This window comes from Pseudomonas sp. DF11, assembly GCF_058148565.1.
In genome coordinates this window covers 208310-232679 of record NZ_JBYVYN010000002.1, presented here as the reverse complement: position 1 = coordinate 232679, position 24370 = coordinate 208310, and the positions used below count along the sequence as shown (strand labels likewise).

General features: G+C 58.2%; 22 protein-coding genes. 6 read left to right on the top strand and 16 right to left on the bottom strand.

Translation table 11 applies throughout. The features are described 5' to 3' along the window. Nucleotides 1-27 precede the first annotated feature (27 nt). The 15 genes from atpA to rpmH form a co-directional block, all read right to left on the bottom strand. Nucleotides 28-1572 carry a F0F1 ATP synthase subunit alpha gene (gene atpA, locus AC30D9_RS07700; RefSeq protein ID WP_134926557.1) on the bottom strand — a complete coding sequence of 515 codons (1545 nt, stop codon included), beginning with the start codon at nucleotides 1570-1572 and terminating at the stop codon, nucleotides 28-30. Nucleotides 1573-1593: 21 nt separating this feature from the next. Continuing rightward, the gene (locus AC30D9_RS07695; RefSeq protein WP_003187192.1) at nucleotides 1594-2130 is read right to left on the bottom strand and encodes a F0F1 ATP synthase subunit delta; all 537 of its coding nucleotides are present in this window, start codon (nucleotides 2128-2130) and stop codon (nucleotides 1594-1596) included. Between the two features lie 12 nt (nucleotides 2131-2142). After that, on the bottom strand, nucleotides 2143-2613 hold the full coding sequence (locus AC30D9_RS07690; protein WP_003187193.1) for a F0F1 ATP synthase subunit B: 471 nt from the start codon (nucleotides 2611-2613) through the stop codon (nucleotides 2143-2145). A 58-nt stretch (nucleotides 2614-2671) separates the two neighbouring features. Next, nucleotides 2672-2929, bottom strand: coding sequence for a F0F1 ATP synthase subunit C (gene atpE, locus AC30D9_RS07685; protein WP_003097235.1), 258 nt, complete (start codon nucleotides 2927-2929; stop codon nucleotides 2672-2674). Between the two features lie 131 nt (nucleotides 2930-3060). Continuing rightward, a complete protein-coding gene (atpB, locus tag AC30D9_RS07680) occupies nucleotides 3061-3930 on the bottom strand; it encodes a F0F1 ATP synthase subunit A (protein ID WP_003187195.1) in 870 nt (289 codons plus the stop codon). A gap of 16 nt (nucleotides 3931-3946) precedes the next feature. Then, on the bottom strand, nucleotides 3947-4354 hold the full coding sequence (locus AC30D9_RS07675) for a F0F1 ATP synthase subunit I (RefSeq protein WP_134926558.1): 408 nt from the start codon (nucleotides 4352-4354) through the stop codon (nucleotides 3947-3949). 148 nt (nucleotides 4355-4502) lie between these two features. Next, nucleotides 4503-5375 carry a ParB/RepB/Spo0J family partition protein gene (locus AC30D9_RS07670; RefSeq protein WP_134926559.1) on the bottom strand — a complete coding sequence of 291 codons (873 nt, stop codon included), beginning with the start codon at nucleotides 5373-5375 and terminating at the stop codon, nucleotides 4503-4505. 9 nt (nucleotides 5376-5384) lie between these two features. Then, complete coding sequence (locus AC30D9_RS07665) at nucleotides 5385-6182, bottom strand: ParA family protein (RefSeq protein ID WP_003207100.1); 798 nt, start codon at nucleotides 6180-6182, stop codon at nucleotides 5385-5387. Nucleotides 6183-6200: 18 nt separating this feature from the next. Beyond that, nucleotides 6201-6836: a 16S rRNA (guanine(527)-N(7))-methyltransferase RsmG gene (gene rsmG / locus AC30D9_RS07660; RefSeq protein ID WP_209022226.1), complete on the bottom strand. Its 636-nt coding sequence runs from the start codon at nucleotides 6834-6836 to the stop codon at nucleotides 6201-6203. A 5-nt stretch (nucleotides 6837-6841) separates the two neighbouring features. Then, nucleotides 6842-8740 carry a tRNA uridine-5-carboxymethylaminomethyl(34) synthesis enzyme MnmG gene (mnmG, locus tag AC30D9_RS07655; RefSeq protein ID WP_490143814.1) on the bottom strand — a complete coding sequence of 633 codons (1899 nt, stop codon included), beginning with the start codon at nucleotides 8738-8740 and terminating at the stop codon, nucleotides 6842-6844. 563 nt (nucleotides 8741-9303) lie between these two features. Continuing rightward, nucleotides 9304-10674, bottom strand: coding sequence for a tRNA uridine-5-carboxymethylaminomethyl(34) synthesis GTPase MnmE (mnmE, locus tag AC30D9_RS07650; RefSeq protein WP_490143813.1), 1371 nt, complete (start codon nucleotides 10672-10674; stop codon nucleotides 9304-9306). A 79-nt stretch (nucleotides 10675-10753) separates the two neighbouring features. After that, a complete protein-coding gene (yidC, locus tag AC30D9_RS07645; protein ID WP_134926563.1) occupies nucleotides 10754-12436 on the bottom strand; it encodes a membrane protein insertase YidC in 1683 nt (560 codons plus the stop codon). Between the two features lie 2 nt (nucleotides 12437-12438). Next, nucleotides 12439-12684 (bottom strand): membrane protein insertion efficiency factor YidD, encoded by a 246-nt coding sequence (gene yidD, locus AC30D9_RS07640; protein WP_010465488.1) that lies wholly within the window; start codon nucleotides 12682-12684, stop codon nucleotides 12439-12441. Beyond that, the gene (gene rnpA / locus AC30D9_RS07635) at nucleotides 12677-13078 is read right to left on the bottom strand and encodes a ribonuclease P protein component (RefSeq protein WP_003207107.1); all 402 of its coding nucleotides are present in this window, start codon (nucleotides 13076-13078) and stop codon (nucleotides 12677-12679) included. Before rnpA ends, yidD begins: the two co-directional genes overlap by 8 nt. Before the next feature lie 16 nt (nucleotides 13079-13094). Further along, complete coding sequence (gene rpmH, locus AC30D9_RS07630) at nucleotides 13095-13229, bottom strand: 50S ribosomal protein L34 (RefSeq protein WP_003213577.1); 135 nt, start codon at nucleotides 13227-13229, stop codon at nucleotides 13095-13097. A 566-nt stretch (nucleotides 13230-13795) separates the two neighbouring features. Here rpmH and dnaA point away from each other — a divergent pair. The 5 genes from dnaA (at nucleotide 13796) to gabP (ending at nucleotide 21713) form a co-directional block, all read left to right on the top strand. After that, nucleotides 13796-15328, top strand: coding sequence for a chromosomal replication initiator protein DnaA (dnaA, locus tag AC30D9_RS07625; RefSeq protein ID WP_134922169.1), 1533 nt, complete (start codon nucleotides 13796-13798; stop codon nucleotides 15326-15328). Between the two features lie 39 nt (nucleotides 15329-15367). Further along, nucleotides 15368-16471 carry a DNA polymerase III subunit beta gene (gene dnaN, locus AC30D9_RS07620; protein ID WP_109752832.1) on the top strand — a complete coding sequence of 368 codons (1104 nt, stop codon included), beginning with the start codon at nucleotides 15368-15370 and terminating at the stop codon, nucleotides 16469-16471. 20 nt (nucleotides 16472-16491) lie between these two features. Next, nucleotides 16492-17595, top strand: coding sequence for a DNA replication/repair protein RecF (gene recF / locus AC30D9_RS07615; protein WP_039593171.1), 1104 nt, complete (start codon nucleotides 16492-16494; stop codon nucleotides 17593-17595). A 5-nt stretch (nucleotides 17596-17600) separates the two neighbouring features. Then, complete coding sequence (gyrB, locus tag AC30D9_RS07610) at nucleotides 17601-20018, top strand: DNA topoisomerase (ATP-hydrolyzing) subunit B (RefSeq protein ID WP_134922170.1); 2418 nt, start codon at nucleotides 17601-17603, stop codon at nucleotides 20016-20018. Between the two features lie 300 nt (nucleotides 20019-20318). Next, nucleotides 20319-21713, top strand: coding sequence for a GABA permease (gene gabP / locus AC30D9_RS07605; protein WP_307572983.1), 1395 nt, complete (start codon nucleotides 20319-20321; stop codon nucleotides 21711-21713). A 96-nt stretch (nucleotides 21714-21809) separates the two neighbouring features. Here the strand turns inward: gabP and AC30D9_RS07600 are convergent, their stop codons facing one another. Beyond that, nucleotides 21810-22544 (bottom strand): response regulator transcription factor, encoded by a 735-nt coding sequence (locus AC30D9_RS07600; protein ID WP_134922172.1) that lies wholly within the window; start codon nucleotides 22542-22544, stop codon nucleotides 21810-21812. A 238-nt stretch (nucleotides 22545-22782) separates the two neighbouring features. Between AC30D9_RS07600 and AC30D9_RS07595 the strand changes: the two genes are divergently transcribed. After that, nucleotides 22783-24300 (top strand): sensor histidine kinase, encoded by a 1518-nt coding sequence (locus tag AC30D9_RS07595; protein WP_490143812.1) that lies wholly within the window; start codon nucleotides 22783-22785, stop codon nucleotides 24298-24300. Nucleotides 24301-24370 lie beyond the last annotated feature (70 nt).

Here is a 24370-nt window from a genome sequence, read left to right as displayed (position 1 = left end):
CGGGAGCCTTGCGGCTCCCGCTGCGGCTTACCAGGTTTGGGTGGCCTTGAACTTCTCGATACCGGCTTTGAGGCCAGCGTCGATTTCGTCATTGAAGTCACCTTTAACGTTGATCTTGGCCATCAAATCGGCGTGATCGCGGTTGAAGAAAGCGATCAGCGCTTGTTCGAAGCTGCCGATCTTGGCGATTTCAATGTCAGTCAGGAACCCACGCTCAGCGGCATACAGCGACAGCGACATGTCAGCGATCGACATTGGCGCGTATTGCTTCTGCTTCATCAGCTCGGTAACGCGCTGACCATGCTCAAGTTGCTTACGGGTCGCTTCGTCCAGGTCAGAAGCGAACTGGGCGAATGCCGCCAGTTCACGGTACTGGGCCAGGGCGGTACGGATACCACCGGACAGCTTCTTGATGATCTTGGTCTGAGCGGCACCACCCACACGGGATACCGAAACACCGGCGTTCACAGCAGGACGGATGCCCGAGTTGAACATGGCCGATTCCAGGAAGATCTGACCGTCGGTGATGGAAATCACGTTGGTCGGAACGAACGCGGAAACGTCGCCAGCCTGGGTTTCGATGATTGGCAGAGCGGTCAGGGAACCGGTCTTGCCAGTCACTGCGCCGTTGGTGAACTTCTCTACGTACTCTTCCGAAACGCGGGAGGCGCGCTCCAGCAGACGGGAGTGGAGATAGAACACGTCGCCTGGGTAGGCTTCACGGCCTGGTGGACGGCGCAGCAGCAGGGAAATCTGGCGGTAGGCCACTGCTTGCTTGGACAGGTCGTCGTAGACGATCAGCGCGTCTTCACCGCGGTCGCGGAAGTATTCGCCCATGGTGCAACCGGAGTACGGTGCCAGGAATTGCAGCGCGGCCGATTCCGAAGCACTGGCAGCCACGATGATCGTGTTGGCCAGGGCGCCGTTCTCTTCCAGCTTGCGAACCACGTTGGCGATGGTCGATTGCTTCTGACCGATTGCCACGTAGACGCAGAAGATGCCGCTGTTTTTCTGGTTGATGATCGCGTCGATCGCCAGAGCGGTCTTACCGATCTGACGGTCACCGATGATCAGCTCACGCTGGCCACGGCCGACAGGGATCATGGCATCGACAGCCTTGTAGCCAGTCTGTACAGGCTGGTCTACCGACTTACGCCAGATCACGCCAGGAGCAACTTTCTCGACCGCGTCGGTCTCGGTGTTGTTCAGCGGACCTTTGCCGTCAACAGGGTTACCCAGTGCGTCGACTACGCGACCCAGCAGTTCCTTACCAACCGGAACTTCGAGGATGCGGCCGGTGCACTTGGCGCTCATGCCTTCAGCCAGAGTCGTGTACGCGCCCAATACCACGGCACCTACAGAGTCTTGCTCCAGGTTGAGGGCCATACCGTAGACGCCGCCCGGAAACTCGATCATCTCGCCGTACATGACGTCGGCCAGACCGTGAATCCGCACGATGCCGTCAGATACGCTGACGACAGTGCCTTCGTTACGGGCTTGGGAGGTCACATCGAGCTTTTCGATGCGGCCCTTGATAATTTCACTTATTTCGGAAGGATTGAGTTGCTGCATTGCTCTGCTGCCCCTTCAAACTCAAGATTTCAATGCTTCGGCAAGTTTCGCGATTTTGCCGCGAATCGAGCCATCGATAACCAGGTCGCCGGCGCGGATTACAACGCCCCCTATCAGGGACTTGTCTTCCTCGACTTGCAGGCGCACTTCCCGGTTGAGTCGTGCACTGAGAACCTTGGCGAGTTTGTCTTGCTGTTCTTGGTTCAATGCGAAAGCACTGGTCACTTCCACGTCTACCGACTTCTCTTGCTCGGCCTTGTACAGGTCGAAAAGAGCGGCGATCTCCGGCAGAAGCGGGAGACGGTCGTTTTCGGCAACGACGTGAATGAAATTCTGTGCCTTGGCATCGAACTTGTCGCCGCACACGTCAATGAACGTGGCGGCCTTTTCTGCGCTCGTCAGTCGCGGGGCCTTGAGCACGCGCTGCATGGTGTCGTCTTGCGACACCGCTGCTGCCAGGCCGAGCATGGCTGACCAATTGGCCAGTTGCTGGTGGGCCTGAGCGTGCTCGAAGGCCGCCTTAGCGTAAGGTCGGGCCAACGTGGTCAGTTCTGCCATGATCGCCCTCGCTTAGATTTCAGCAGCCAGTTGGTTTACCAGCTCTGCGTGCGCGTTTTGATCGATTGTGGCACCCAGGATCTTCGAAGCACCGCCAACGGCCAGGGCACCCACTTGGGCACGCAGCGCGTCTTTGACACTGTTGAGTTCCTGTTCGATCTCGGCTTGAGCCTGAGCCTTCACACGGTCAGCTTCGACGCGAGCCTGTTCACGGGCTTCGTCAACAATCTGGGTACCGCGTTTCTTGGCTTGCTCGATGATTTCAGCTGCCTGAGCCTTCGCTTCGCGCAGTTGCTGACCCACTTTCTCATGGGCCAACTCCAGGTCGCGAGCTGCACGGCTGGCAGCGTCCAGACCATCAGCGATCTTCTTTTGACGTTCGTGCAATGCCGCAATGACCGGAGGCCATACGAACTTCATGCAGAACAGTACAAAAATTAGGAACGCAACGGACTGGCCAATCAGGGTCGCATTAATGTTCACGCCAACACCTCGCAGTTACGTTGTCCATCACACCAATCTACTCGAGACATCCGAGTAATTAGCCAGCGATTTGACCAACGAACGGGTTCGCAAAGGTGAAGAACAGAGCGATACCAACACCGATCATGGTCACGGCGTCGAGCAGACCAGCCACGATGAACATTTTAACTTGCAGCATTGGAACCATTTCTGGCTGACGCGCTGCGCCTTCCAGGAACTTGCCGCCCAACAGGCCGAAACCAATTGCGGTACCCAGTGCGCCCAGGCCGATCAACAGTGCAACAGCGATAGCGGTTAGACCAACTACAGTTTCCATCTTTCCTCCCGACTTTTACGTCGTATGGTTTAGGTTTTTTAGATTAAAGCGGTAAAACAAATCGTTTCTCAGCCCGGTTCGGGCTCCTTCCCGTTTGACCGGGAAGGACATCAGACTAGTCGAGACTGGCCTTAATGGTTTTCTTCGTGCGCCATCGACAGGTAGACGATGGTCAGCATCATGAAGATGAACGCCTGCAGGGTGATGATCAGGATGTGGAACACAGCCCACGCCCATTGCAGGACTACACCCAGGCCGCTGAGCCACAGCAGGCCGCTGCCGAACATCACAGCGATCAGGATAAACACCAGCTCGCCGGCATACATGTTGCCGAACAGACGCAGTGCCAGAGAAATCGGTTTGGCGATCAGGGTCACGAATTCCAGCAGGAAGTTCACCGGGATCAGCAGGGCTTGAACCAGGATGTTCTTGCTGCCGAACGGGTGCAGGGTCAGTTCGCCGATGAAGCCGCCGATGCCCTTGACCTTGATGCTATAGAAAATGATCAGTGCGAAAACCGAGAACGCCATGCCCAGGGTCGCGTTCGGGTCGGTGGTCGACACGGCGCGGAATGGGATGTGGTGGTCGCCGGAGATCAGGATGGCCAGCTGAGGAATCCAGTCGACCGGTACCAGGTCGACGGCGTTCATCAGGAACACCCAGACGAAGATGGTCAGTGCCAGCGGTGCGATCACCGGGCTACGGCCATGGAAGCTGTCTTTCACGCTGCCATCGACGAATTCGACCAGTACTTCAACGAAGTTCTGCAGTGCGCCGGGCTGACCGGAAGTCGCCTTTTTTGCCGCCATGCGGAAAAGAAGAACGAAAATCAGGCCCAGTGCGACCGACCAGCCGAGGGTATCGACGTGGAAAGCCCAGAAGCCCATTTCCTTGGCTTCTGCTGCGGAGTGGGCAAAGCCCCAGCCGCCGTTGGGTAGCTGACCGAAGGTCAGGTTCTGCAAGTGGTGCTGGATATAGCCCGAAGCGGTTGTCTCTGCCATGGTTGCCTCAAACGCCCTAAGGTCTCGAAAGTCTTGTTCTCATTAGCAGGGGAGCGAACCAGCTAACCAGTTGGGTCAGCAAGAAGACACCAAATACAGCCAGTGGTGCCAATGGCTTCACACCTGCGAACGTCAGTGCAAACAGCACTGCCGTCAAAATCAGTTTCCCCGCCTCGCCGGCATAAAAAGACCGGACGATGGCCTGGGCTGCTCGGGCGCCGGAAAACCGAAATGCCCTGTGAGCGAAGTAAATATTGGGGAGCAAGGCTATCAGGCCTCCGCAAAGACCTGAGTATCCGGCGACGACTCCCTTCCATTGCCAGAGCGCCAATGCGGCGATCAGTACAACGGTGAATTGAGTCATCAAAACCGGGAAAACTGCCAGACGATGGAACGGCAAGCGGTTTGGCGTGCGGGTTTCCATCGCTTTTGCTCTCCAAGGGTCGGCCGCCATAATTCAATAACTTGGCATAATTTGTGCCGACAAAATGCGCGCAGAGTATAGGGGCGGTTCTGCCCCTATTCAACTGTCAGGTAGTGATTTCCGACTGCGCGCTACAAGAGCAATTGTTTCAGCGAATGTGTGCAAGGACACCTTGCAGTTCATCGAGGGAGTTATAACCGATCACCAATTGCCCTTTGCCCTTCTTGCCGTGGCGAATCTGCACCGCAGAGCCCAGGCGCTCGGCCAGGCGCTGTTCCAGACGAGCGATATCAGGATCGACTTTGGGGGCTTCGACGGGGGCCGGTTTACCGCTGAGCCACTGACGAACCAGTGCCTCGGTTTGGCGCACAGTCAGGCCTCGTGCGACAACATGTCGCGCCCCTTCAACTTGTTGATTTTCCGGCAAACCGAGCAATGCCCGGGCATGACCCATTTCCAGGTCGCCATGGGAAAGCATGGTCTTGATGACTTCTGGCAACGCAATCAGGCGCAGCAGGTTGGCCACGGTCACGCGGGACTTGCCCACCGCCTCGGCGACCTGTTGCTGGGTCAGCTGGAATTCCTGCTGCAAACGCTGCAGGGCCACGGCTTCCTCGATCGGGTTGAGGTCTTCACGCTGGATGTTCTCGATCAGCGCCATGGCAATGGCGGTTTCATCCGGCACATCGCGCACCATGGCCGGGATGGTTTCCTGCCCGGCCTGCTGGCTGGCGCGCCAGCGACGTTCGCCAGCGATGATTTCGAAACGCCCGTTGGCGATCGGACGAACCACTATCGGCTGCATCACGCCCTGGCTCTTGATCGATTGGGCCAGTTCTTCCAGTGCCTGCGGGTCCATGTCCCGGCGCGGCTGATATTTGCCGCGCTGGATCAGGTCCAGGGGCAGATGCTGCAACTCGCGCTGATCGGCCTGGACGGCCTGTTCTTCCAGCGAGCTGACAGTCGGACCGCTGAGCAGTGCATCCAGTCCACGTCCGAGACCTCGTTTCTTGACGGCCATGGGGTTTCCTTAAGTTGGCTGGGCTGCAGCGGTGCGTGGGTTGCGGCGCTGACGGCGAACCATCTCGCCCGCCAGGGCCAGGTAGGCCAGCGCACCACGGGATTGTTTGTCGTAGGCCAGGGCCGGCATGCCGTAGCTCGGTGCCTCGGCAAGACGGATGTTACGCGGAATGACCGTGTCGTAGAGCTGCTCGCCGAAGTGCTCCTTGAGCTGGGCCGAGACATCGTTCATCAGGCTCAGGCGCGGGTCGTACATGGTCCGCAGCAGCCCTTCGACCTTCAGGTCCGGGTTCAGCAGTTCGGCGATGCGCTTGATGTTATCCACAAGGTCGCTCAACCCTTCCAGGGCGAAGTACTCGCACTGCATGGGGATAATTACCCCATCGGCGGCCACCAGGGCGTTGAGGGTCAGCATCGACAACGACGGCGGGCAGTCGATCAGGATGTAATCATAGTTTTCCCGGATCGGTGCCAAGGCGCTGCGCAGACGGCTTTCCTTCATCTGCATTTCCAGCAGCACGACTTCGGCCGCCGTCAAATCACGGTTGGCCGGCAGCAGTTGATAACCACCGTGCTCGGAGAAGTGCATGGCCTGGCCCAGATCGCATTCACCGATCAGGACGTCGTAGATGGAGTTTTCCAGGCCATGTTTATCCACACCGCTACCCATGGTGGCGTTGCCCTGTGGATCGAGATCGATCAACAGCACCCGACGCTTGGTCGCGACCAGGGATGCTGCGAGGTTGATGCAGGTGGTGGTCTTGCCCACACCACCTTTCTGGTTCGCTATCGCGAATACCTTAGCCATTCTTGCTTGTGTTCCCAATCATGCCGTGCGGCGCAGTATCAGCAGATGGCGTTGGCCTTGGCAACCGGGTACGGCCAAGGCGTGTTCGCTATCGAGGTGGAAGTCTGCCGGCAATGCTACCAGCTCATCGGCCGGATGAACGCCCTTCATTGCCAGCCAGCGCGTATTGGCGTCACCCAGGTGGCGAGTCCAGTTGCTGAAGTTCTCCATGCTGCTGAACGCCCGGGAAATGATCCCGTTGAACGGCTGTGCAGGCTGGAATGCTTCGACGCGGCTGTGGATAACTTGCAGGTTATCCAATTTGAGTTCGAGTTTGACCTGGGTCAGGAAGCGGGTTTTCTTGCCGTTGCTGTCCAGGCAGGTCACTTGCGAGTCGGGAAACAGGATCGCCAGCGGGATTCCCGGCATGCCGCCGCCGCTGCCGACATCCAGCCAGCGCCCGTTTTCGATGAAGGACATGACGCTGAGGCTGTCGAGCAAATGCCGCGAGACCATTTCATCCGGATCGCGCACGGCGGTCAGGTTGTAGGCCTTGTTCCATTTGATCAACAACGCCAGATAACCCAGCAGCTGCGCGTGCTGGGTTTCGCTCAGGCTGACGCCGAGCTGACGGGCACCTGTGGATAACTCTTCAGCATGTTGCGAGGTGACCATCGAACTCAAGCGCTTTGCTCCAACTGGCGGCCCGCGCCGCGTTTTTTCAAATGAATCATCAACAGGGAAATCGCCGCCGGAGTCACGCCGGGGATGCGCGAAGCCTGGCCCAGGGTTTCAGGGCGCGTAGCACCGAGCTTGCTCTGGATTTCTTTCGACAACCCGGAAATGCCCGAGTAATCGATATCCACAGGCAGCTTGATGTCTTCGCTGGCGCGCAGACGGGCGATTTCGTCCTGCTGACGGTCGATGTAACCGGCGTATTTGGTCTTGATCTCGACCTGTTCGGCCACTTGCGGATCTTCCGCACCCTGGCCGGTCACTTCCACCAGCCCGGCGTAGTCGATTTCCGGACGGCTCAAGAGGTTGAGCAGGTTGTATTCATGGGTCAGTGGCGTGCCGAATTTCGCCGCTATGGCATCGCCCTGCTCGGTGCCGGGACGAACCCAAGTGCTTTTCAGGCGCTGTTCTTCCAGCTCGATACTCTCGCGTTTCTTGCAGAACGCGGCCCAGCGCACGTCGTCCACCAACCCCAACTCACGTCCTTTCTCGGTCAGGCGCAGGTCGGCGTTGTCTTCACGCAGGATCAGGCGATATTCGGCGCGGGACGTGAACATCCGATACGGTTCCTGGGTACCCAGGGTAATCAGGTCGTCCACCAGCACACCGATGTACGCCTCATCGCGACGCGGGCACCAGGTTTCTTTGCCCTTGGCGAGCAGTGCGGCGTTGGCTCCGGCGAGCAAACCCTGGGCACCAGCTTCTTCGTACCCGGTGGTGCCGTTGATCTGTCCAGCGAAGAACAGACCGCCGATAGCTTTGGTTTCCAGGCTGTACTTCAAATCGCGAGGATCGAAGTAGTCGTACTCGATCGCATAACCCGGGCGCACGATGTGCGCGTTCTCCATGCCCCGGATCGATTGCACGATCTGCAATTGCACGTCGAACGGCAGACTTGTGGATATCCCGTTCGGATACAGCTCATGGGTAGTCAAACCTTCCGGTTCGATGAACACCTGGTGGCTTTCCTTATCGGCAAAGCGATGGATCTTGTCTTCGATCGACGGGCAATAGCGCGGGCCGACACCTTCGATTTCACCGGCAGCGGAATACATCGGCGAACGATCGAGGTTCGCCGCGATGATTTCGTGGGTGCGGGCGTTGGTGTGGGTGATCCAGCAACTCACTTGCCGTGGATGCTGTTCCTTGCTGCCCATGAACGACATCACCGGGATCGGCGTGTCGCCAGGCTGCTCGGTCATCACCGAGAAATCCACGGACTTGCCGTCGATGCGAGGTGGTGTACCGGTTTTCAGGCGCCCGACACGCAATGGCAACTCACGCAGACGGTGAGCCAGAGCAATCGACGGTGGATCACCGGCGCGACCGCCCGAAAAATTCTGCAAACCGATGTGGATAAGTCCGCCGAGGAAGGTCCCGGTGGTCAACACCACGGAGTCGGCGAAGAAACGCAGGCCCATCTGCGTGACAACACCGCGCACCTGGTCCTGTTCGACGATCAGGTCATCGGCCGCTTGCTGAAATATCCACAGGTTCGGCTGGTTTTCCAGGATTTCACGGACAGCGGCCTTGTACAGGACGCGGTCAGCCTGGGCGCGAGTGGCGCGCACGGCGGGGCCTTTGCGGCTGTTCAGCACGCGAAACTGGATACCACCCTTATCGGTGGCCACGGCCATCGCACCGCCGAGGGCGTCGATTTCCTTGACCAGGTGGCTTTTGCCGATCCCGCCAATGGCAGGGTTGCAGCTCATGGCGCCAAGGGTTTCCACGTTATGCGTCAGCAACAGGGTCTTTGCTCCCATGCGTGCTGATGCAAGTGCTGCCTCGGTACCGGCATGACCGCCGCCGATGACGATCACTTCAAAACGGGAAGGGAAATCCACCACGCACCTCGTGCCTGCTTTATTCAGGTAATTCGGAAATAGGTTTTGTCTGGTCCTGGGCGTTTTTCGAGCCAGGTCGGCAAGTATAGGGACTTCGCCCTTTCTAAAGAACCCTTTGCACAAAATTTAACCAGCTGTGGAAAACTCGCGGTTAAAGAAATTAAAAAGAAAGAAATTTATAAAACCTTTGTTTTTATGTTTATTCTTACTGAGCACCCTATCTGTGGATAAGACCTCACAGGCCTTTATTTTCAATGTGTACAGAGATTCAAAACCCTGTGGTCATGTGCCATTGAGAGGCTTGGATAACCGGTGTAAGCCTGTGGATGAATGGGCCTGTTATCCACAGAGGCGCTTATCTTCAGTTTTGAAGGGGGTTTATCAACCGACCTCAGTGGCAGTTATTCACAGGGCTTAATCCACAGAAAGCCGCCGTGATGGGCAGGCCGGTGCCCACAGGCAAGCCGCCATCAAGGGCAATCGTTCTAAAAAAGGAGAAGGAACGACCGGGTTTGCGTTGGACTCGATAGGCTTCGAGGACAAACCCGGTTTGAAAGGCGGGGTTATTTACCGATGCAGAAGCTGGAAAAGATCCGCCCCAAGAGGTCATCGGAACTGAAGGCGCCGGTAATTTCCCCAAGGGAGTGTTGTGCCTGGCGAAGATCTTCGGCCAGCAACTCACCCGCCCCTGCCAAGGTCAGCTGAGCGCGCCCGTGTTCCAGGGCGGCGCTGGCGTGGCGCAAGGCTTCAAGATGCCGCCGGCGGGCGCTGAAGCTACTTTCCGATGTCTGCTCATAACCCATGCATGCCTTGAGGTGCTCGCGCAGCAGTTCCAGGCCTTTACCCGCCGATTTCGCGCTCAGGCTGATGGTCACATGGCCGTCGTTGCTGACCTCGAGAACAATCGCTTCCCCGGTCAGGTCGGCTTTGTTGCGAATCAACGTGACCTTTGCCGGATCCGGGCGAACTTCGAGGAATTCAGGCCATAAGGCAAATGGATCGTCCGCTTCCGGCGCGGTGGCGTCCACCACCAGCAGTACCCGGTCGGCTTCACCAATGGCCTTCAGTGCCCGTTCAACGCCGATCTTTTCCACCTGGTCCTCGGTGTCGCGCAAACCTGCGGTATCCACAACATGCAGTGGCATGCCATCGATGTGGATATGTTCACGCAGAATGTCCCGGGTGGTGCCGGCGATCTCGGTGACAATCGCTGCCTCGCGACCAGCCAGGGCGTTCAGCAGGCTGGATTTGCCAGCATTCGGCCGTCCGGCGATCACCACAGTCATCCCATCGCGCAACAAGGCACCCTGCCCGGCTTCGCGAAGCACTGTGGATAACTCATCGCGTACCTTATCGAGCAAACTCAGCACGTGGCCATCGGCGAGGAAGTCGATTTCCTCTTCCGGGAAATCGATTGCCGCCTCGACGTAGATCCGCAGACCAATCAATTGTTCGGTGAGGTTATGCACACGCTGGGAAAACGCTCCTTGCAGGGAACGCAATGCGTTGCGGGCAGCCTGTGCAGAACTGGCTTCGATCAAGTCGGCAATCGCCTCGGCCTGGGCCAGGTCGAGCTTGTCGTTGAGAAATGCCCGTTCGCTGAACTCACCCGGCCGGGCCAGACGACAGCCCAATTCAAGGCAGCGCTTGAGCAGCATGTCCAGCACGATGGGCCCGCCGTGTCCTTGCAGTTCCAGCACATCTTCGCCGGTAAACGAATTCGGTCCCGGGAAATACAAAGCCAGCCCTTCGTCGAGCACCTGCTGGTCGTCACTGAAAAACGGGCCGTAATGAGCAAACCGCGGCTTGAGTTCACGACCGCTGATAGCCTTGGCCGCGACACTGGCCAGGGGCCCCGAAATACGGACGATGCCGACACCACCGCGACCTTGGGCGGTGGCAACGGCGGCGATGGTTTCACGCGGTGCGCTCATAAACCGGTATCCAGACAAAAGTGGCAGATAGCAAAACGCCCCACTAGGGGGCGTTTTGTGTGGTTATCCACAGAGCAAGTTACGCCTCGGCTTTTTTCGTAGCCGCTTCGATCTTACGCGTGATGTACCACTGCTGAGTAATGGACAGCACGTTGTTCACAACCCAGTACAGCACAAGACCGGCCGGGAACCACAGGAAGAAGAAGGTGAAGATGATTGGCATCATTTTCATGACCTTCGCCTGCATCGGGTCCGGAGGCGTTGGGTTCAACTGCTGCTGGATGAACATGGTCGCGCCCATGATGATCGGCAGGATGAAGAACGGATCCTTGATCGACAGGTCGGTAATCCACAGCATGAACGGTGCCTGACGCATCTCCACGCTTTCCAGCAATACCCAATACAGCGACAGGAACACTGGCATCTGCACAAGAATCGGCAAGCATCCACCCAGCGGGTTGATCTTCTCTTTCTTGTACAGCTCCATCATGGCCTGGGACATTTTCTGCCGGTCATCGCCATGTTGTTCTTTCAGGGCGGCCAGTTTCGGGGCCACTGCACGCATGCGCGCCATGGATTTGTAGCTGGCGGCCGACAACGGGAAGAAAAGCCCCTTGATCAGCATGGTCAGGAAGATGATCGACCAGCCCCAGTTACCGACGATGCTGTGGATATGTTGCAGCAACCAGAAGATCGGCTGGGCAATGAACCACAGGAAACCGTAGTCCACGGTCAGTTCCAGGCCTGGGGACAACTCTTTCAGTACCGCCTGGCTTTTTGGACCGGCATACAGAATGGCGCTGGTTTCGGCTTTCGCACCTGGCGCGGCAGTCAATGTCGGGCCGGTGTAACCGATGATGAAGTTGCCTTTGCTGTCTTTACGCGTCTGGACGATGTTGCTTTCGCCCTTCTGCGGAATCCAGGCTGTTACAAAATAGTGCTGCAGCCAGGCAACCCAGCCACCTTGGACGGTTTCCTTGAGCTGACCCTTGTCCATGTCCTTCATGGACACTTTCTTGTACGGCTCCGAACTTGTCCACAGAGCAGCGCCCAGGTAAGTCGCGGTACCGGTGGCCGTGCTGGAAGAAGGATCGTCGCTGGCGTCACGCTTGAGTTGCGCGAACATCGCGCCGGACCAAGGCTGGGCGCTCTGGTTGTCGATCAGATAGGAGACGGTTACGTCATACAGGCCGCGTTTCAATGTGAAACGCTTGATGTAGTTGACGCCATCCTTGCTGAACTTCAGGTCCACGACCAGTTGGTCCTGACCGTCAGCCAGTTGATAAGTCTTCTTCTCGGTGGAATAGATCGGGCGACCGGCCGGGTTCGAATCCGGGCCGTTGGTGCCGATCAGGCCACTTTGGGCCAGATAGGTCCGCTCGTTACCGTTGTCGAACAACTGGAACGGGATTTCCGGATGATCCTGGCGACGTGGGTATAGCGGCAGCTTCAGCTGGGCGACATCACCACCTTGTGGATCGATTGCCAGCTCGAGCACGTCCGTCTTGATCTGGATGAGATCTTTGCTTACGGCCACTGGGGCTTCGGCAGGAGCGCTGGTATCGCTTGCCGCGCGCGGGATGTCGTCATTGTTGGCGGCGTTGTTGCCAACAGGGGCATCCGGCAGGCTCGGTGCGGTATTGCTGGCTGCAACATTCTGAGTCGGCAAGGCAGCCTGGCCATAGTCCTGGTTCCATTTAAGGACCATGACGTAGGACACGATTGCCAGGGCGACGATCAGGATCGTGCGTTTGATATCCATGATTACTCGGCCATCGAAGAAGAACGGGAGGTAGGGATAGGCGGAACCGGGTCATAACCGCCGGGATTCCACGGATGACAGCGACCTAAACGACGAAAGGTCAGCCAGCCACCGCGCAGTAGGCCATGATTTTCTATGGCTTCGTACGCGTAGCAGGAACAACTGGGGTAGAAACGACAGTGACTGGCCATCAAAGGACTAATGGCATAGCGATAAAACTGGATCGGAACGAGTGCCAGTTTACGCATCGGGACTGTCTACCCCTACAGTTTCGGTGTTGACTGCTGGTACTGGCTTGTTGCGTGCCAGACGCTTCCAGAGTTTGCCGAAATGCTGAATCAATTCGGGGTTTTCTACGTCACCCAAACCTTTGCGCGCGACGATAACAATGTCCCATCCAACCAGTGAATCCTGGTTCAGGCGAAACGATTCGCGCATCAGACGTTTGAGGCGATTGCGCTGAACGGAGAGCTTGACGCTCTTTTTCCCAATAACCAGCCCTAGTCGGGGGTGATCGAGATCGTTGCTGCGCGCAAGGAGCAGGAGATTTTTCCCCGGAACCTTGCCGGTAGGGGAGTCAAAGACTGCCTTGAAATGCCGGGGTGTAAGCAGACGCTTTTCCCGACTGAAGTCCTGACTCACCTCCAGTGCCGGATTATCAAACTGCCAGACGCGCACGACCTTTGGCGCGACGACGCGACAGGACGGCACGACCGTTCTTGGTAGCCATGCGAGCACGGAAACCGTGGGTACGAGCGCGTTTGATAGTGCTTGGTTGGAAAGTACGTTTCATGTCGTGTTACCTGGTTCGTCCACAACGGGCCGGAATGGCCCCCGTTTTAAGAGACCGGGGATTCTAGAGAAAGCAAGCCTCTAGGTCAATTTCCAACCAGCGTTTCCTTTAAATAGATATCCGGCCGCTTTGGCGGATTCATCAGCCCACGCTAGATATAGAAATAAAGAAGGGAATTATTTAAAGCTTTTCTGTAAAGCTTATAAAAGCAAGGCTGGCACCTAGCTGTGGATAACCATTCCGAGGCCTTGTAATCCGCCATGTACAGGGAATGACAACTACAGGGGAAAGCGGTGGCAAGCCTGTGCTGCGCTGTCGGATAAGCTGTGTGTGGAATGGTCAGTTATCCACAGGCCGGTTATCCACCGACTTTCGCCCCCACTTGTGCAATGCCCTCAAGGTCGGTTATCCACAGAGCTTATCCACCGACCGCCTGTCGTCTTTCTCTGCGTTAAGGCATTGATAAATCATGCGCGATGGGCAACCTGCATGTGGATAAGTGGACGCCTGCTCGCTACAATGGCCGCTTGTTTTTGCCTCACCGGCTTTCAACTTAGGGGATATCCGTGTCAGTGGAACTTTGGCAGCAGTGCGTGGAGCTTTTGCGCGATGAGCTGCCTGCCCAACAATTCAACACTTGGATCCGTCCACTACAGGTCGAAGCCGAAGGCGACGAGTTGCGTGTCTATGCACCGAACCGTTTCGTTCTCGACTGGGTCAACGAAAAGTACCTGGGCCGGGTCATGGAACTGCTCGACGAGCATGGCAATGGCATGGCGCCCGCGCTGTCCTTATTAATAGGCAGCAAGCGCAGCTCGGCACCACGCGCCGCACCCAATGCACCGCTGGCCGCCGCCGCGTCACAGGCCCAGCAAGCGGCCACGGCACCGGTTAACAACCATGCGGCCCCTGCCCCGGCGCCCGCGCCTGCCCCGAGCAAACGCAACGCACAAAAGGTCGCCGAGGTCAGCGAAGAGCCCTCCCGGGACAGCTTCGACCCGATGGCCGGTGCCAGTTCCCAGCAGGCGCCAGTGCGTGCCGAACAACGCACCGTCCAGGTCGAAGGTGCGCTCAAGCACACCAGCTACCTGAACCGGACCTTTACCTTCGAGAATTTCGTCGAGGGTAAATCCAACCAGCTGGCCCGTGCGGCCGCCTGGCAGGTCGCGGACAACCCCAAGCATGGCTACAACCCGCTCTTCCTTTATGGCGGCGTAGGCCTGGGTAAGACCCACTTGATGCACGCCGTGGGCAACCACCTGTTAAAGAAGAACCCGAATGCCAAGGTCGTGTACCTGCATTCCGAGCGTTTCGTGGCCGACATGGTCAAGGCGCTGCAACTGAACGCGATCAACGAGTTCAAGCGTTTCTACCGTTCGGTGGACGCCTTGCTGATCGACGATATTCAGTTCTTCGCCCGCAAGGAACGTTCCCAGGAAGAGTTTTTCCACACCTTCAACGCGTTGCTTGAAGGCGGACAGCAGGTCATTCTCACCAGTGACCGCTACCCGAAAGAGATCGAAGGCCTCGAAGAACGCCTCAAGTCGCGTTTCGGCTGGGGCCTGACGGTGGCCGTCGAGCCGCCGGAGCTGGAAACCCGGGTCGCGATCCTGATGAAGAAAGCCGACCAGGCCAAGGTCGAGCTGCCTCACGACGCGGCATTCTTCATCGCCCAACGTATTCGCTCGAACGTGCGTGAACTCGAAGGTGCCCTCAAGCGGGTGATCGCTCACTCGCACTTCATGGGCCGCGACATCACCATCGAGCTGATTCGCGAATCCTTGAAGGACCTGTTGGCGCTTCAGGACAAATTGGTTTCTGTGGATAACATTCAGCGAACTGTTGCTGAATACTACAAGATCAAGATTTCCGATCTGTTGTCCAAGCGCCGTTCGCGTTCGGTGGCACGGCCGCGCCAGGTGGCCATGGCCCTGTCCAAGGAACTGACCAACCACAGCCTGCCGGAAATCGGCGATGTGTTTGGCGGACGCGACCACACCACCGTGCTGCACGCTTGCCGCAAGATCAACGAACTTAAGGAATCCGACGCGGACATCCGCGAGGACTACAAGAACCTGCTGCGTACACTGACCACTTGATGACCACCAGCGCAGCTTATTAAGGCAAGGGACTAGACCATGCATTTCACCATTCAACGCGAAGCCCTGTTGAAACCCCTGCAACTGGTCGCAGGCGTCGTCGAACGCCGCCAGACCTTGCCGGTACTTTCCAACGTGCTGCTGGTTGTCGAAGGCCAGCAACTGTCGCTGACCGGTACCGACCTGGAAGTCGAGCTGGTCGGTCGTGTGCAACTTGAAGAACCGGCCGATCCGGGGTCCATCACCGTGCCGGCGCGCAAGCTGATGGACATCTGCAAGAGCCTGCCCAACGATGCGCTGATCGACATCAAGGTCGATGAGCAGAAGCTCGTGGTCAAGGCCGGCCGCAGCCGTTTCACCTTGTCCACGCTGCCAGCCAACGATTTCCCGACTGTGGAAGAAGGCCCGGGTTCGCTGACCTGCAGCCTGGACCAAAGCAAATTGCGTCGCCTGATCGAACGCACCAGCTTTGCCATGGCCCAGCAGGACGTGCGTTATTACCTGAACGGCATGCTCCTGGAAGTGTCTGCCGGGGTCATCCGCGCCGTCGCCACCGACGGGCATCGCCTGGCCATGTGCTCGATGCAGGCCGACATCGGTCAGCCGGATCGCCATCAGGTAATCGTGCCGCGCAAAGGCATCCTGGAGCTCGCTCGTCTACTGACCGAGCCGGACGGCAACGTCAGCATCGTGCTGGGCCAGCATCACATTCGCGCCACCACCGGCGAGTTCACCTTCACTTCGAAACTGGTGGACGGCAAATTCCCTGACTACGAGCGTGTGCTGCCAAAAGGTGGCGACAAACTGGTCTTGGGCGATCGCCAGGCGCTGCGCGAGGCCTTCAGTCGCACCGCGATCCTCTCCAACGAGAAGTACCGTGGTATCCGCCTGCAACTGGCCAATGGTCAACTGAAAATCCAGGCGAACAACCCGGAGCAGGAAGAAGCGGAAGAAGAAGTGGGTGTGGAATACACCGGCGGCTCCCTGGAAATCGGCTTCAACGTCAGCTACCTGCTCGATGTGCTGGGCGTGATGACCACCGAGCAAGTACGTCTGATCCTGTCTGACTCCAACAGCAGTGCGCTGGTGCAAGAGTCCGATAACGACGATTCGGCTTACGTTGTCATGCCGATGCGTCTGTAATCATGCTCAGCAGAAGCTAGATGTCCTTAAGTCGCGTCTCGGTCACCGCGGTGCGCAATCTGCACCCGGTGACCTTCTCCCCTTCCCCCCGCATCAATATTCTTTACGGCGCCAACGGCAGCGGCAAAACCAGCGTCCTGGAAGCCGTGCACCTGCTTGGGCTTGCCCGATCGTTTCGCAGCACCCGCCTGTTACCGGTCATCCAGTACGATCAATTGGCGTGCACGGTGTTTGGGCAGGTGGAACTGGCGGAAGGCGGCCATAGCGCTTTGGGGATATCGCGGGACCGGCAAGGTGAGTTCCAGATCCGCATCGATGGGCAGAACGCGCGCAGCGCTGCGCAGCTGGCCGAGATACTGCCGTTGCAGTTGATCAACCCGGACAGCTTCCGTCTGCTGGAGGGCGCACCGAAGATTCGTCGGCAATTTCTCGACTGGGGCGTGTTTCACGTAGAGCCGCGTTTCATGACCACTTGGCAGCGCCTGCAGAAGGCGCTGCGCCAGCGAAACTCTTGGCTGCGACATGGTACACTTGACGCCGTTTCGCAAGCGGTTTGGGACAGGGAACTGTGCCAGGCCAGCGCTGAAATCGATGAATACCGCCGCGCTTACATCAAAGCCTTGAAACCGGTCTTCGAGCAGACCTTGAGCGAACTGGTTGAACTTGAGGGCCTGACGCTCAGCTATTACCGAGGCTGGGACAAGGACCGGGAATTGAGCGCCGTACTGGCGGGCTCGCTGCAGCGGGACCAGCAGATGGGGCATACCCAGGCTGGACCACAACGCGCTGACTTGCGCCTCAGATTGGGCGCACATAATGCCGCGGACATCTTGTCCCGGGGGCAGCAGAAGTTGGTGGTGTGTGCCTTGCGCATAGCCCAGGGGCATCTGGTCAGCCAGGCCCGTCGCGGTCAGTGTATTTATCTGGTGGATGACTTGCCGTCCGAGTTGGACGAAGCCCACCGTCGCGCGCTTTGCCGCTTGTTGGAAGACTTACGCTGCCAGGTTTTCATTACCTGTGTAGACCACGAATTATTGAGGGAAGGCTGGCAGACGGAAACGCCAGTCGCTCTGTTCCACGTGGAACAGGGCCGTATCACCCAGACCCACGACCATCGGGAGTGAAGGCATTGAGCGAAGAAAATACGTACGACTCAACGAGCATTAAAGTGCTGAAAGGCCTGGATGCCGTACGCAAACGTCCCGGTATGTACATTGGTGACACCGACGATGGCAGCGGTCTGCACCACATGGTGTTCGAGGTGGTCGACAACTCCATCGACGAAGCCCTCGCCGGCCACTGCGACGACATCAGCATCATTATCCACCCGGATGAGTCCATCACCGTTCGTGACAACGGCCGTGGCATCCCGGTAGACGTGCACAAAGAGGAAGGCGTTTCCGCCGCCGAAGTCATCATGACCGTCCTCCACGCTGGCGGTAAGTTCGACGATAACTCCTACAAGGTCTCCGGCGGTCTGCACGGTGTAGGTGTGTCGGTGGTGAACGCACTGTCCGAACAGCTTGTGCTCACGGTTCGCCGCAGTGGCAAGATCTGGGAGCAGACCTACGTCCACGGCGTGCCCCAGGCACCGATGGCGATCGTTGGCGACAGCGAAAGCACCGGCACCCAGATCCATTTCAAGGCTTCCAGCGAAACCTTCAAGAACATCCACTTCAGCTGGGACATCCTGGCCAAGCGGATTCGTGAGCTGTCCTTCCTCAACTCCGGTGTCGGCATCGTCCTCAAGGACGAGCGCAGCGGCAAGGAAGAGCTGTTCAAGTACGAAGGCGGCCTGCGTGCATTCGTTGAGTACCTGAACACCAACAAGACGGCGGTCAACCAGGTGTTCCACTTCAACGTCCAGCGCGATGATGGCATTGGTGTGGAAATCGCCCTGCAGTGGAACGACAGCTTCAACGAGAACCTGTTGTGCTTCACCAACAACATTCCGCAGCGTGACGGTGGTACTCACCTGGTGGGCTTCCGTTCGGCGCTGACCCGTAACCTGAACAACTACATCGAACAGGAAGGCCTGGCGAAGAAGCACAAGGTCGCCACCACCGGTGACGATGCCCGCGAAGGCCTGACCGCGATCATTTCGGTGAAAGTGCCGGATCCGAAGTTCAGCTCTCAGACCAAGGACAAGCTGGTCTCTTCCGAAGTGAAGACCGCGGTCGAACAGGAAATGGGCAAGTACTTCTCCGACTTCCTGTTGGAAAACCCGAACGAAGCCAAGCTGGTGGTCGGCAAGATGATCGACGCCGCCCGTGCCCGTGAAGCGGCGCGCAAGGCCCGTGAGATGACCCGCCGCAAAGGCGCGCTGGATATCGCCGGCCTGCCGGGCAAACTGGCTGACTGCCAGGAAAAGGACCCTGCCCTGTCCGAACTGTACCTGGTGGAAGGTGACTCTGCTGGCGGTTCCGCCAAGCAGGGTCGTAACCGTCGCACCCAGGCCATCCTGCCGCTCAAGGGGAAGATCCTCAACGTCGAGAAGGCGCGCTTCGACAAGATGATCTCCTCGCAGGAGGTCGGTACGCTGATCACCGCCCTGGGCTGTGGCATCGGCCGCGAAGAGTACAACATCGACAAGCTGCGCTATCACAACATCATCATCATGACCGATGCTGACGTCGACGGTTCGCACATCCGCACCCTGCTGCTGACGTTCTTCTTCCGTCAGTTGCCGGAGCTGATCGAGCGTGGCTACATCTACATCGCCCAGCCGCCGCTGTACAAGGTCAAGAAAGGCAAGCAAGAGCAATACATCAAAGACGACGACGCCATGGAAGAGTACATGACGCAGTCGGCCCTGGAAGACGCGAGCCTGCACCTGAACGAAGATGCCCCAGGTATTTCCGGTGAAGCCCTTGAGCGCCTGGTCAACGACTTCCGCCTGGTGATGAAGACCCTCAAGCGTCTGTCGCGCCTGTACCCGCAGGAATTGACCGAGCACTTCATCTACCTGCCAGCGGTCAGCATGGAACAGTTGTCCGATCACGCGGCGATGCAGGATTGGCTGGCTCAGTACGAAGTTCGCCTGCGCACCGTCGAGAAATCCGGGTTGGTCTACAAGGCCAGCCTGCGCGAAGACCGTGAACGTAACGTCTGGCTGCCGGAGGTTGAATTGATCTCCCACGGCCTGTCGAACTACGTCACCTTCAACCGCGATTTCTTCGGCAGTAACGACTACAAGACCGTCGTATCCCTTGGCGCGCAACTGAGCACGCTGCTGGACGAAGGTGCCTACATCCAACGTGGCGAACGCAAGAAAGCCGTGACCGAGTTCAAGGAAGCCCTTGAATGGCTGATGGCCGAAAGCACCAAGCGCCACACCATCCAGCGATACAAAGGTCTGGGTGAAATGAACCCGGATCAGCTGTGGGAAACCACCATGGACCCAGGCTCGCGTCGGATGCTGAAAGTCACCATCGAAGATGCCATTGGCGCGGACCAGATCTTCAACACCCTGATGGGTGATGCGGTCGAACCTCGTCGTGACTTCATCGAGAGCAATGCGTTGGCGGTGTCCAACCTGGATTTCTGATCCTTAAGCGCGCCTTGCATCCAAAAAAGCCAACGCTCATGCGTTGGCTTTTTTTTACGTTCCAAAATAGATGCCCACTTTCAGACCCTGTGGTCGAAAATGGGGTAGCTCGGTAACACTTTGGAACAAAGCTTTGCCACTCAATAGGTTAGGAATTGGATGAGAGCCGCGGATACCGGGGCTTCAGGTTTTTTGGCGCAGAACTTGCGTGTTAAATAACTTACACATCGTTTTTTTAAATTTACAGAAAACGATGGGACGAGGCGGTACGAATAAATCCAAATACCAAGGGTAGTCTCAATGAGCGGTACGCAAACTTCCAATCATCTGGAGCAAGGGCTCAAGCCCCGTCATGTGACGATGCTATCCATCGCCGGCGTGATTGGCGCCGGCCTATTCGTTGGCTCCGGTCACGCTATCGCAGCGGCGGGTCCGGCTGTGCTGCTGGCCTACGCCGCCGCGGGTGCCTTGGTGGTGCTGGTGATGCGGATGCTGGGCGAAATGGCGGTAGCGTCGCCGGACACCGGCTCCTTTTCCACCTACGCCGACCGTGCGATCGGTCATTGGGCCGGTTTCACCATTGGTTGGCTCTACTGGTGGTTCTGGGTCCTGGTCATTCCACTGGAGGCCAACGCCGCCGCGACCATCCTGCATGCCTGGTTTCCGAACGTGGCCATCTGGGCCTTCACCCTGGTCATCACCCTGCTGCTGACGGTCACCAACCTGTTCAGCGTGAAGAATTACGGGGAGTTCGAATTCTGGTTCGCCTTGGTCAAGGTCGTGGCGATCATTGGTTTCATTGGCCTCGGGATCCTGGCGATCTTCGGCTTGCTGCCTACCAGCCAGGTCAGTGGTGTTTCGCACCTGTTCGATACGCAAGGCTTCTTGCCGAATGGCATGGGCGCGGTTCTGGGGGCGATCCTGACCACCATGTTTTCGTTCATGGGCACTGAGATCGTGACCATCGCGGCGGCCGAATCGAAGAACCCTGGCCAGCAGATTTCCAAGGCGACCAACTCGGTGATCTGGCGGATTGGCTTGTTCTATCTCGTTTCCATTTTCATCGTCGTAGCCCTGGTGCCGTGGAACGATCCGCTGCTGGCCAGCGTGGGTTCCTACCAGACGGTGCTGGAACGCATGGGCATCCCCAACGCCAAGCTGATCGTCGATATCGTGGTTCTGGTCGCGGTTACGAGTTGCCTGAATTCGGCGCTGTATACGGCTTCGCGGATGATGTTCTCGCTAGGCAAGCGTGGTGATGCGCCAGCGGTTTCCCAGCGCACCAACAAGAGCGGCACGCCTTACTGGGCCGTGATGTTGTCGACCGGAGCGGCCTTTCTTGCCGTGTTCGCCAACTACGTGGCCCCGTCTGCGGTCTTCGAGTTCCTGTTGGCCAGCTCGGGCGCCATTGCGCTGCTGGTGTACCTGGTCATTGCGATTTCACAACTGCGTATGCGCAAACAGCGCATGGCTCGCGGTGAAAAAGTCGCCTTCAGCATGTGGCTGTTCCCTGGCCTGACCTATGCGGTGATTGTCTTCATCGTGGGGGCCCTGAGCATCATGCTGTTCCAGGAAGCCCATCGCGTGGAAATCCTCGCGACCGGTTTACTCAGCGTGCTGGTCGTTGCGTCCGGGTTACTGGTGCAGCGTCGTCGGATCGCAAAAGCGGGAAGCTTGGTCCAGACGATCGGGTGATATCCATTGTGGCGAGGGGATTTTTCCTTGGGGGCCGCTACGCAGCCCAGCGGGGATAAATCCCCTCGCCACATGCATCCAATATTTACCGGTTTTCTAACTCGCGACAGACGCCTCGCTTCCCGCCGCCACACTCTCCAACCGATACCCATACCCGTAGATCGTCAGCAGTTGCCAACCGCGATCCGCCGTCAGCCCGAGCTTGTTACGCAGGCGATAAATGTGGGTGTCGAGAGGTCGGGACGAGGTCATTTCCTCGTGGGTCCAGAAACGTTCGTAGAAATACTCCCGGGACAGTGGCCGGCCCAGGTTGGCGAACAGGCACCGGGCCAGGCGATATTCACGTTCGGTCAGGCTGATGGGAATGCCGGCGCGGGTGATGGTCAGTTCGGCGTCGTCGAACGCCAGATCATTGAACACCAGCACATCGCTGGCGGGCGCGCGTTGCAGGTTGTGGCGGCGCAGCACGGCAGTGACCCGGGCCTTGAGTTCGTTGGGCCTGAAGGGTTTGCTCACGTAGTCGTCGGCACCGCTGTTGAGGGCCTGGACGATGTCGTGCTCGCCGTCGCGGCTGGTCAGCATGATGGCGGCCGGTGGGGAATCCATGTGCTCGCGGGTCCAGCGCAGCAATGAAAGCCCGCTGATGTCCGGCAGTTGCCAGTCGAGGATCAACAGGTCGAAGGTTTCCCGGCGCAGTTGCCGCAACAGGTCCTCGCCTCGTTCAAAGCTGTGCAGGGTCCAGGCTTGCTCGCCCCTGCCGGGGATTTGTTGCAATGTCTGTTCTACCCGGCGCAGCTCGGCCGGTTCATCGTCCAGTATGGCGACACGCATGCAATGCGATTCCTTGATCTCGAGAGTAACGGACATCTTCAGGTGGCAATGCAAGGCAGCCAGTGGCTGATTCGTTGTCATTGACCTGTCGCTGGCTGCGACAATACCGGCTCGCGGCACAGAGGGAAAGGCAGCAGCGCGCCACCCATCGAGTCCGCTATAGTCGTGGGCTTTTCCGGCTGTCGGCATGATGCAGGCCTGTGAAGAATCCCAACCCTTGAATTCGGCCAGGATGCCTATGAGTAACCAGCGTCGCCGTGAAAGTCGTGAGCCAACCCAGGTCCAGCGGTTATTTCGACAGTTGGTGCGGGAATGGTTGTGGATAAGTCTGCTGCTGTTGCCGCTGACGGCCCTGTTGTCGTTGAGCAGCCAATCAACGGGCAACCGTGCAGGCGCCGCGTTGGTGTCGGTGTGTCTGGTGGCCTGTGTATTGGGTTTGCTGCTGTTGCGTCCGCGCCTGGCCCTGTGGACGACGGTGGGTGGCATGAGCCTGGCCTTGTTGATCAGCGCCGTGCTGGGCGCGCGAGGCTGGTGGTGGTCGCCCATGGCCAGTGTGCTGGGCATTATGTTCGGCTACCTGATCTGGAATTGGCGACGCCTGAGCGTAGTGCTGGCTTATTTTGGCTGGGAGCTGGCCCGCCTGGACGCGGAGCCCAAGGTCTTTCCGGAACGTCGTCGTGCCTCTTACACCGGCAGCGACCGTTTGCAGGGCCAGATCATGGCCCTGGAACAGGCCATGAGCCGAACCCGCGACACCCGGCGCTTCATTGCCGATGGCCTGGAATACCTGCCCGTGGCGACCATGATCAGCGATCCCCAAGGCAAGCTGTTGCTCGGTAATCGCAAGGCACGCGAGCTGTTCGGCCATGGTCTGGCGGGCGGCGATGTGCTGGAGCATCTCGGGCAGTTGGGTTATCCAGAGTTGGAGCATGGGGCGCATCACCGGTTATCCACATTGCCCTTGGTGGAGTTTCGCGACATTCGCGAGCGCAGCTTGCGCCTGGAACGGGCGGCGCTGTTGCCGGTTGATGGCGATGCGCCGATTGGCTGGTTATTGAGCCTCACTGACCTGAGCGCCGAACGTGAAGCGGAAGAACAGCGCAGCGTCATGCTGCGTTTCCTCTCCCATGATTTGCGCGCTCCGCACTCGGCGATCCTTGCGCTGCTCGATGTGCAGCGGCACCAGGCTGGTGGGGATAATCCGCTGTTCGACCAGATCGAGCGCCAGGTACGTCGCGCCCTGGACCTGACCGAGGGCTTCGTGCAATTGGCCAAGGCCGAATCCGAGGCGTATCAATTCCAGCCGACGCTGTTCGCCATGCTGGTCCTGGACGTGTTCGACCAGGCACTGCCCATCGCCCAGGCAAAGCGTATCCAGTTGGTTCATGAAATAGAGGATGAAGAGGCGATGGTGAGGGCGGATCAATCATTGCTGACCCGTGCTCTGTTCAATCTGCTGGAAAATGCCATCAAGTACAGCTCGCCCGACTCCTGTATTTCGCTGCAGGTTCATTGCACATCGGGCTGGTTGATCTGCAATGTCGCTGACCAAGGCAAGGGCATCGGCGCTGAGGAACTGCCCGACCTGTTCAGTCAGTACCGACGGTTTTCATCGGCCCAAGGGGTCGATGGCATTGGCTTGGGGTTGTCGATGGTCAAGGCCGTGGTTGACCATCACGAGGGGAAAATCGAGTGCCATAGCGTGGTAGGTAAAGGCACGACGTTTAGCCTGCGATTCCCGTTGCTGGAAGAATAAAAATCGCAGCGTTCGGTGGCTCTTACTAATGCGTGTAGAGGCCGCCGAAGACTGCGACTTTTTGGTGCTA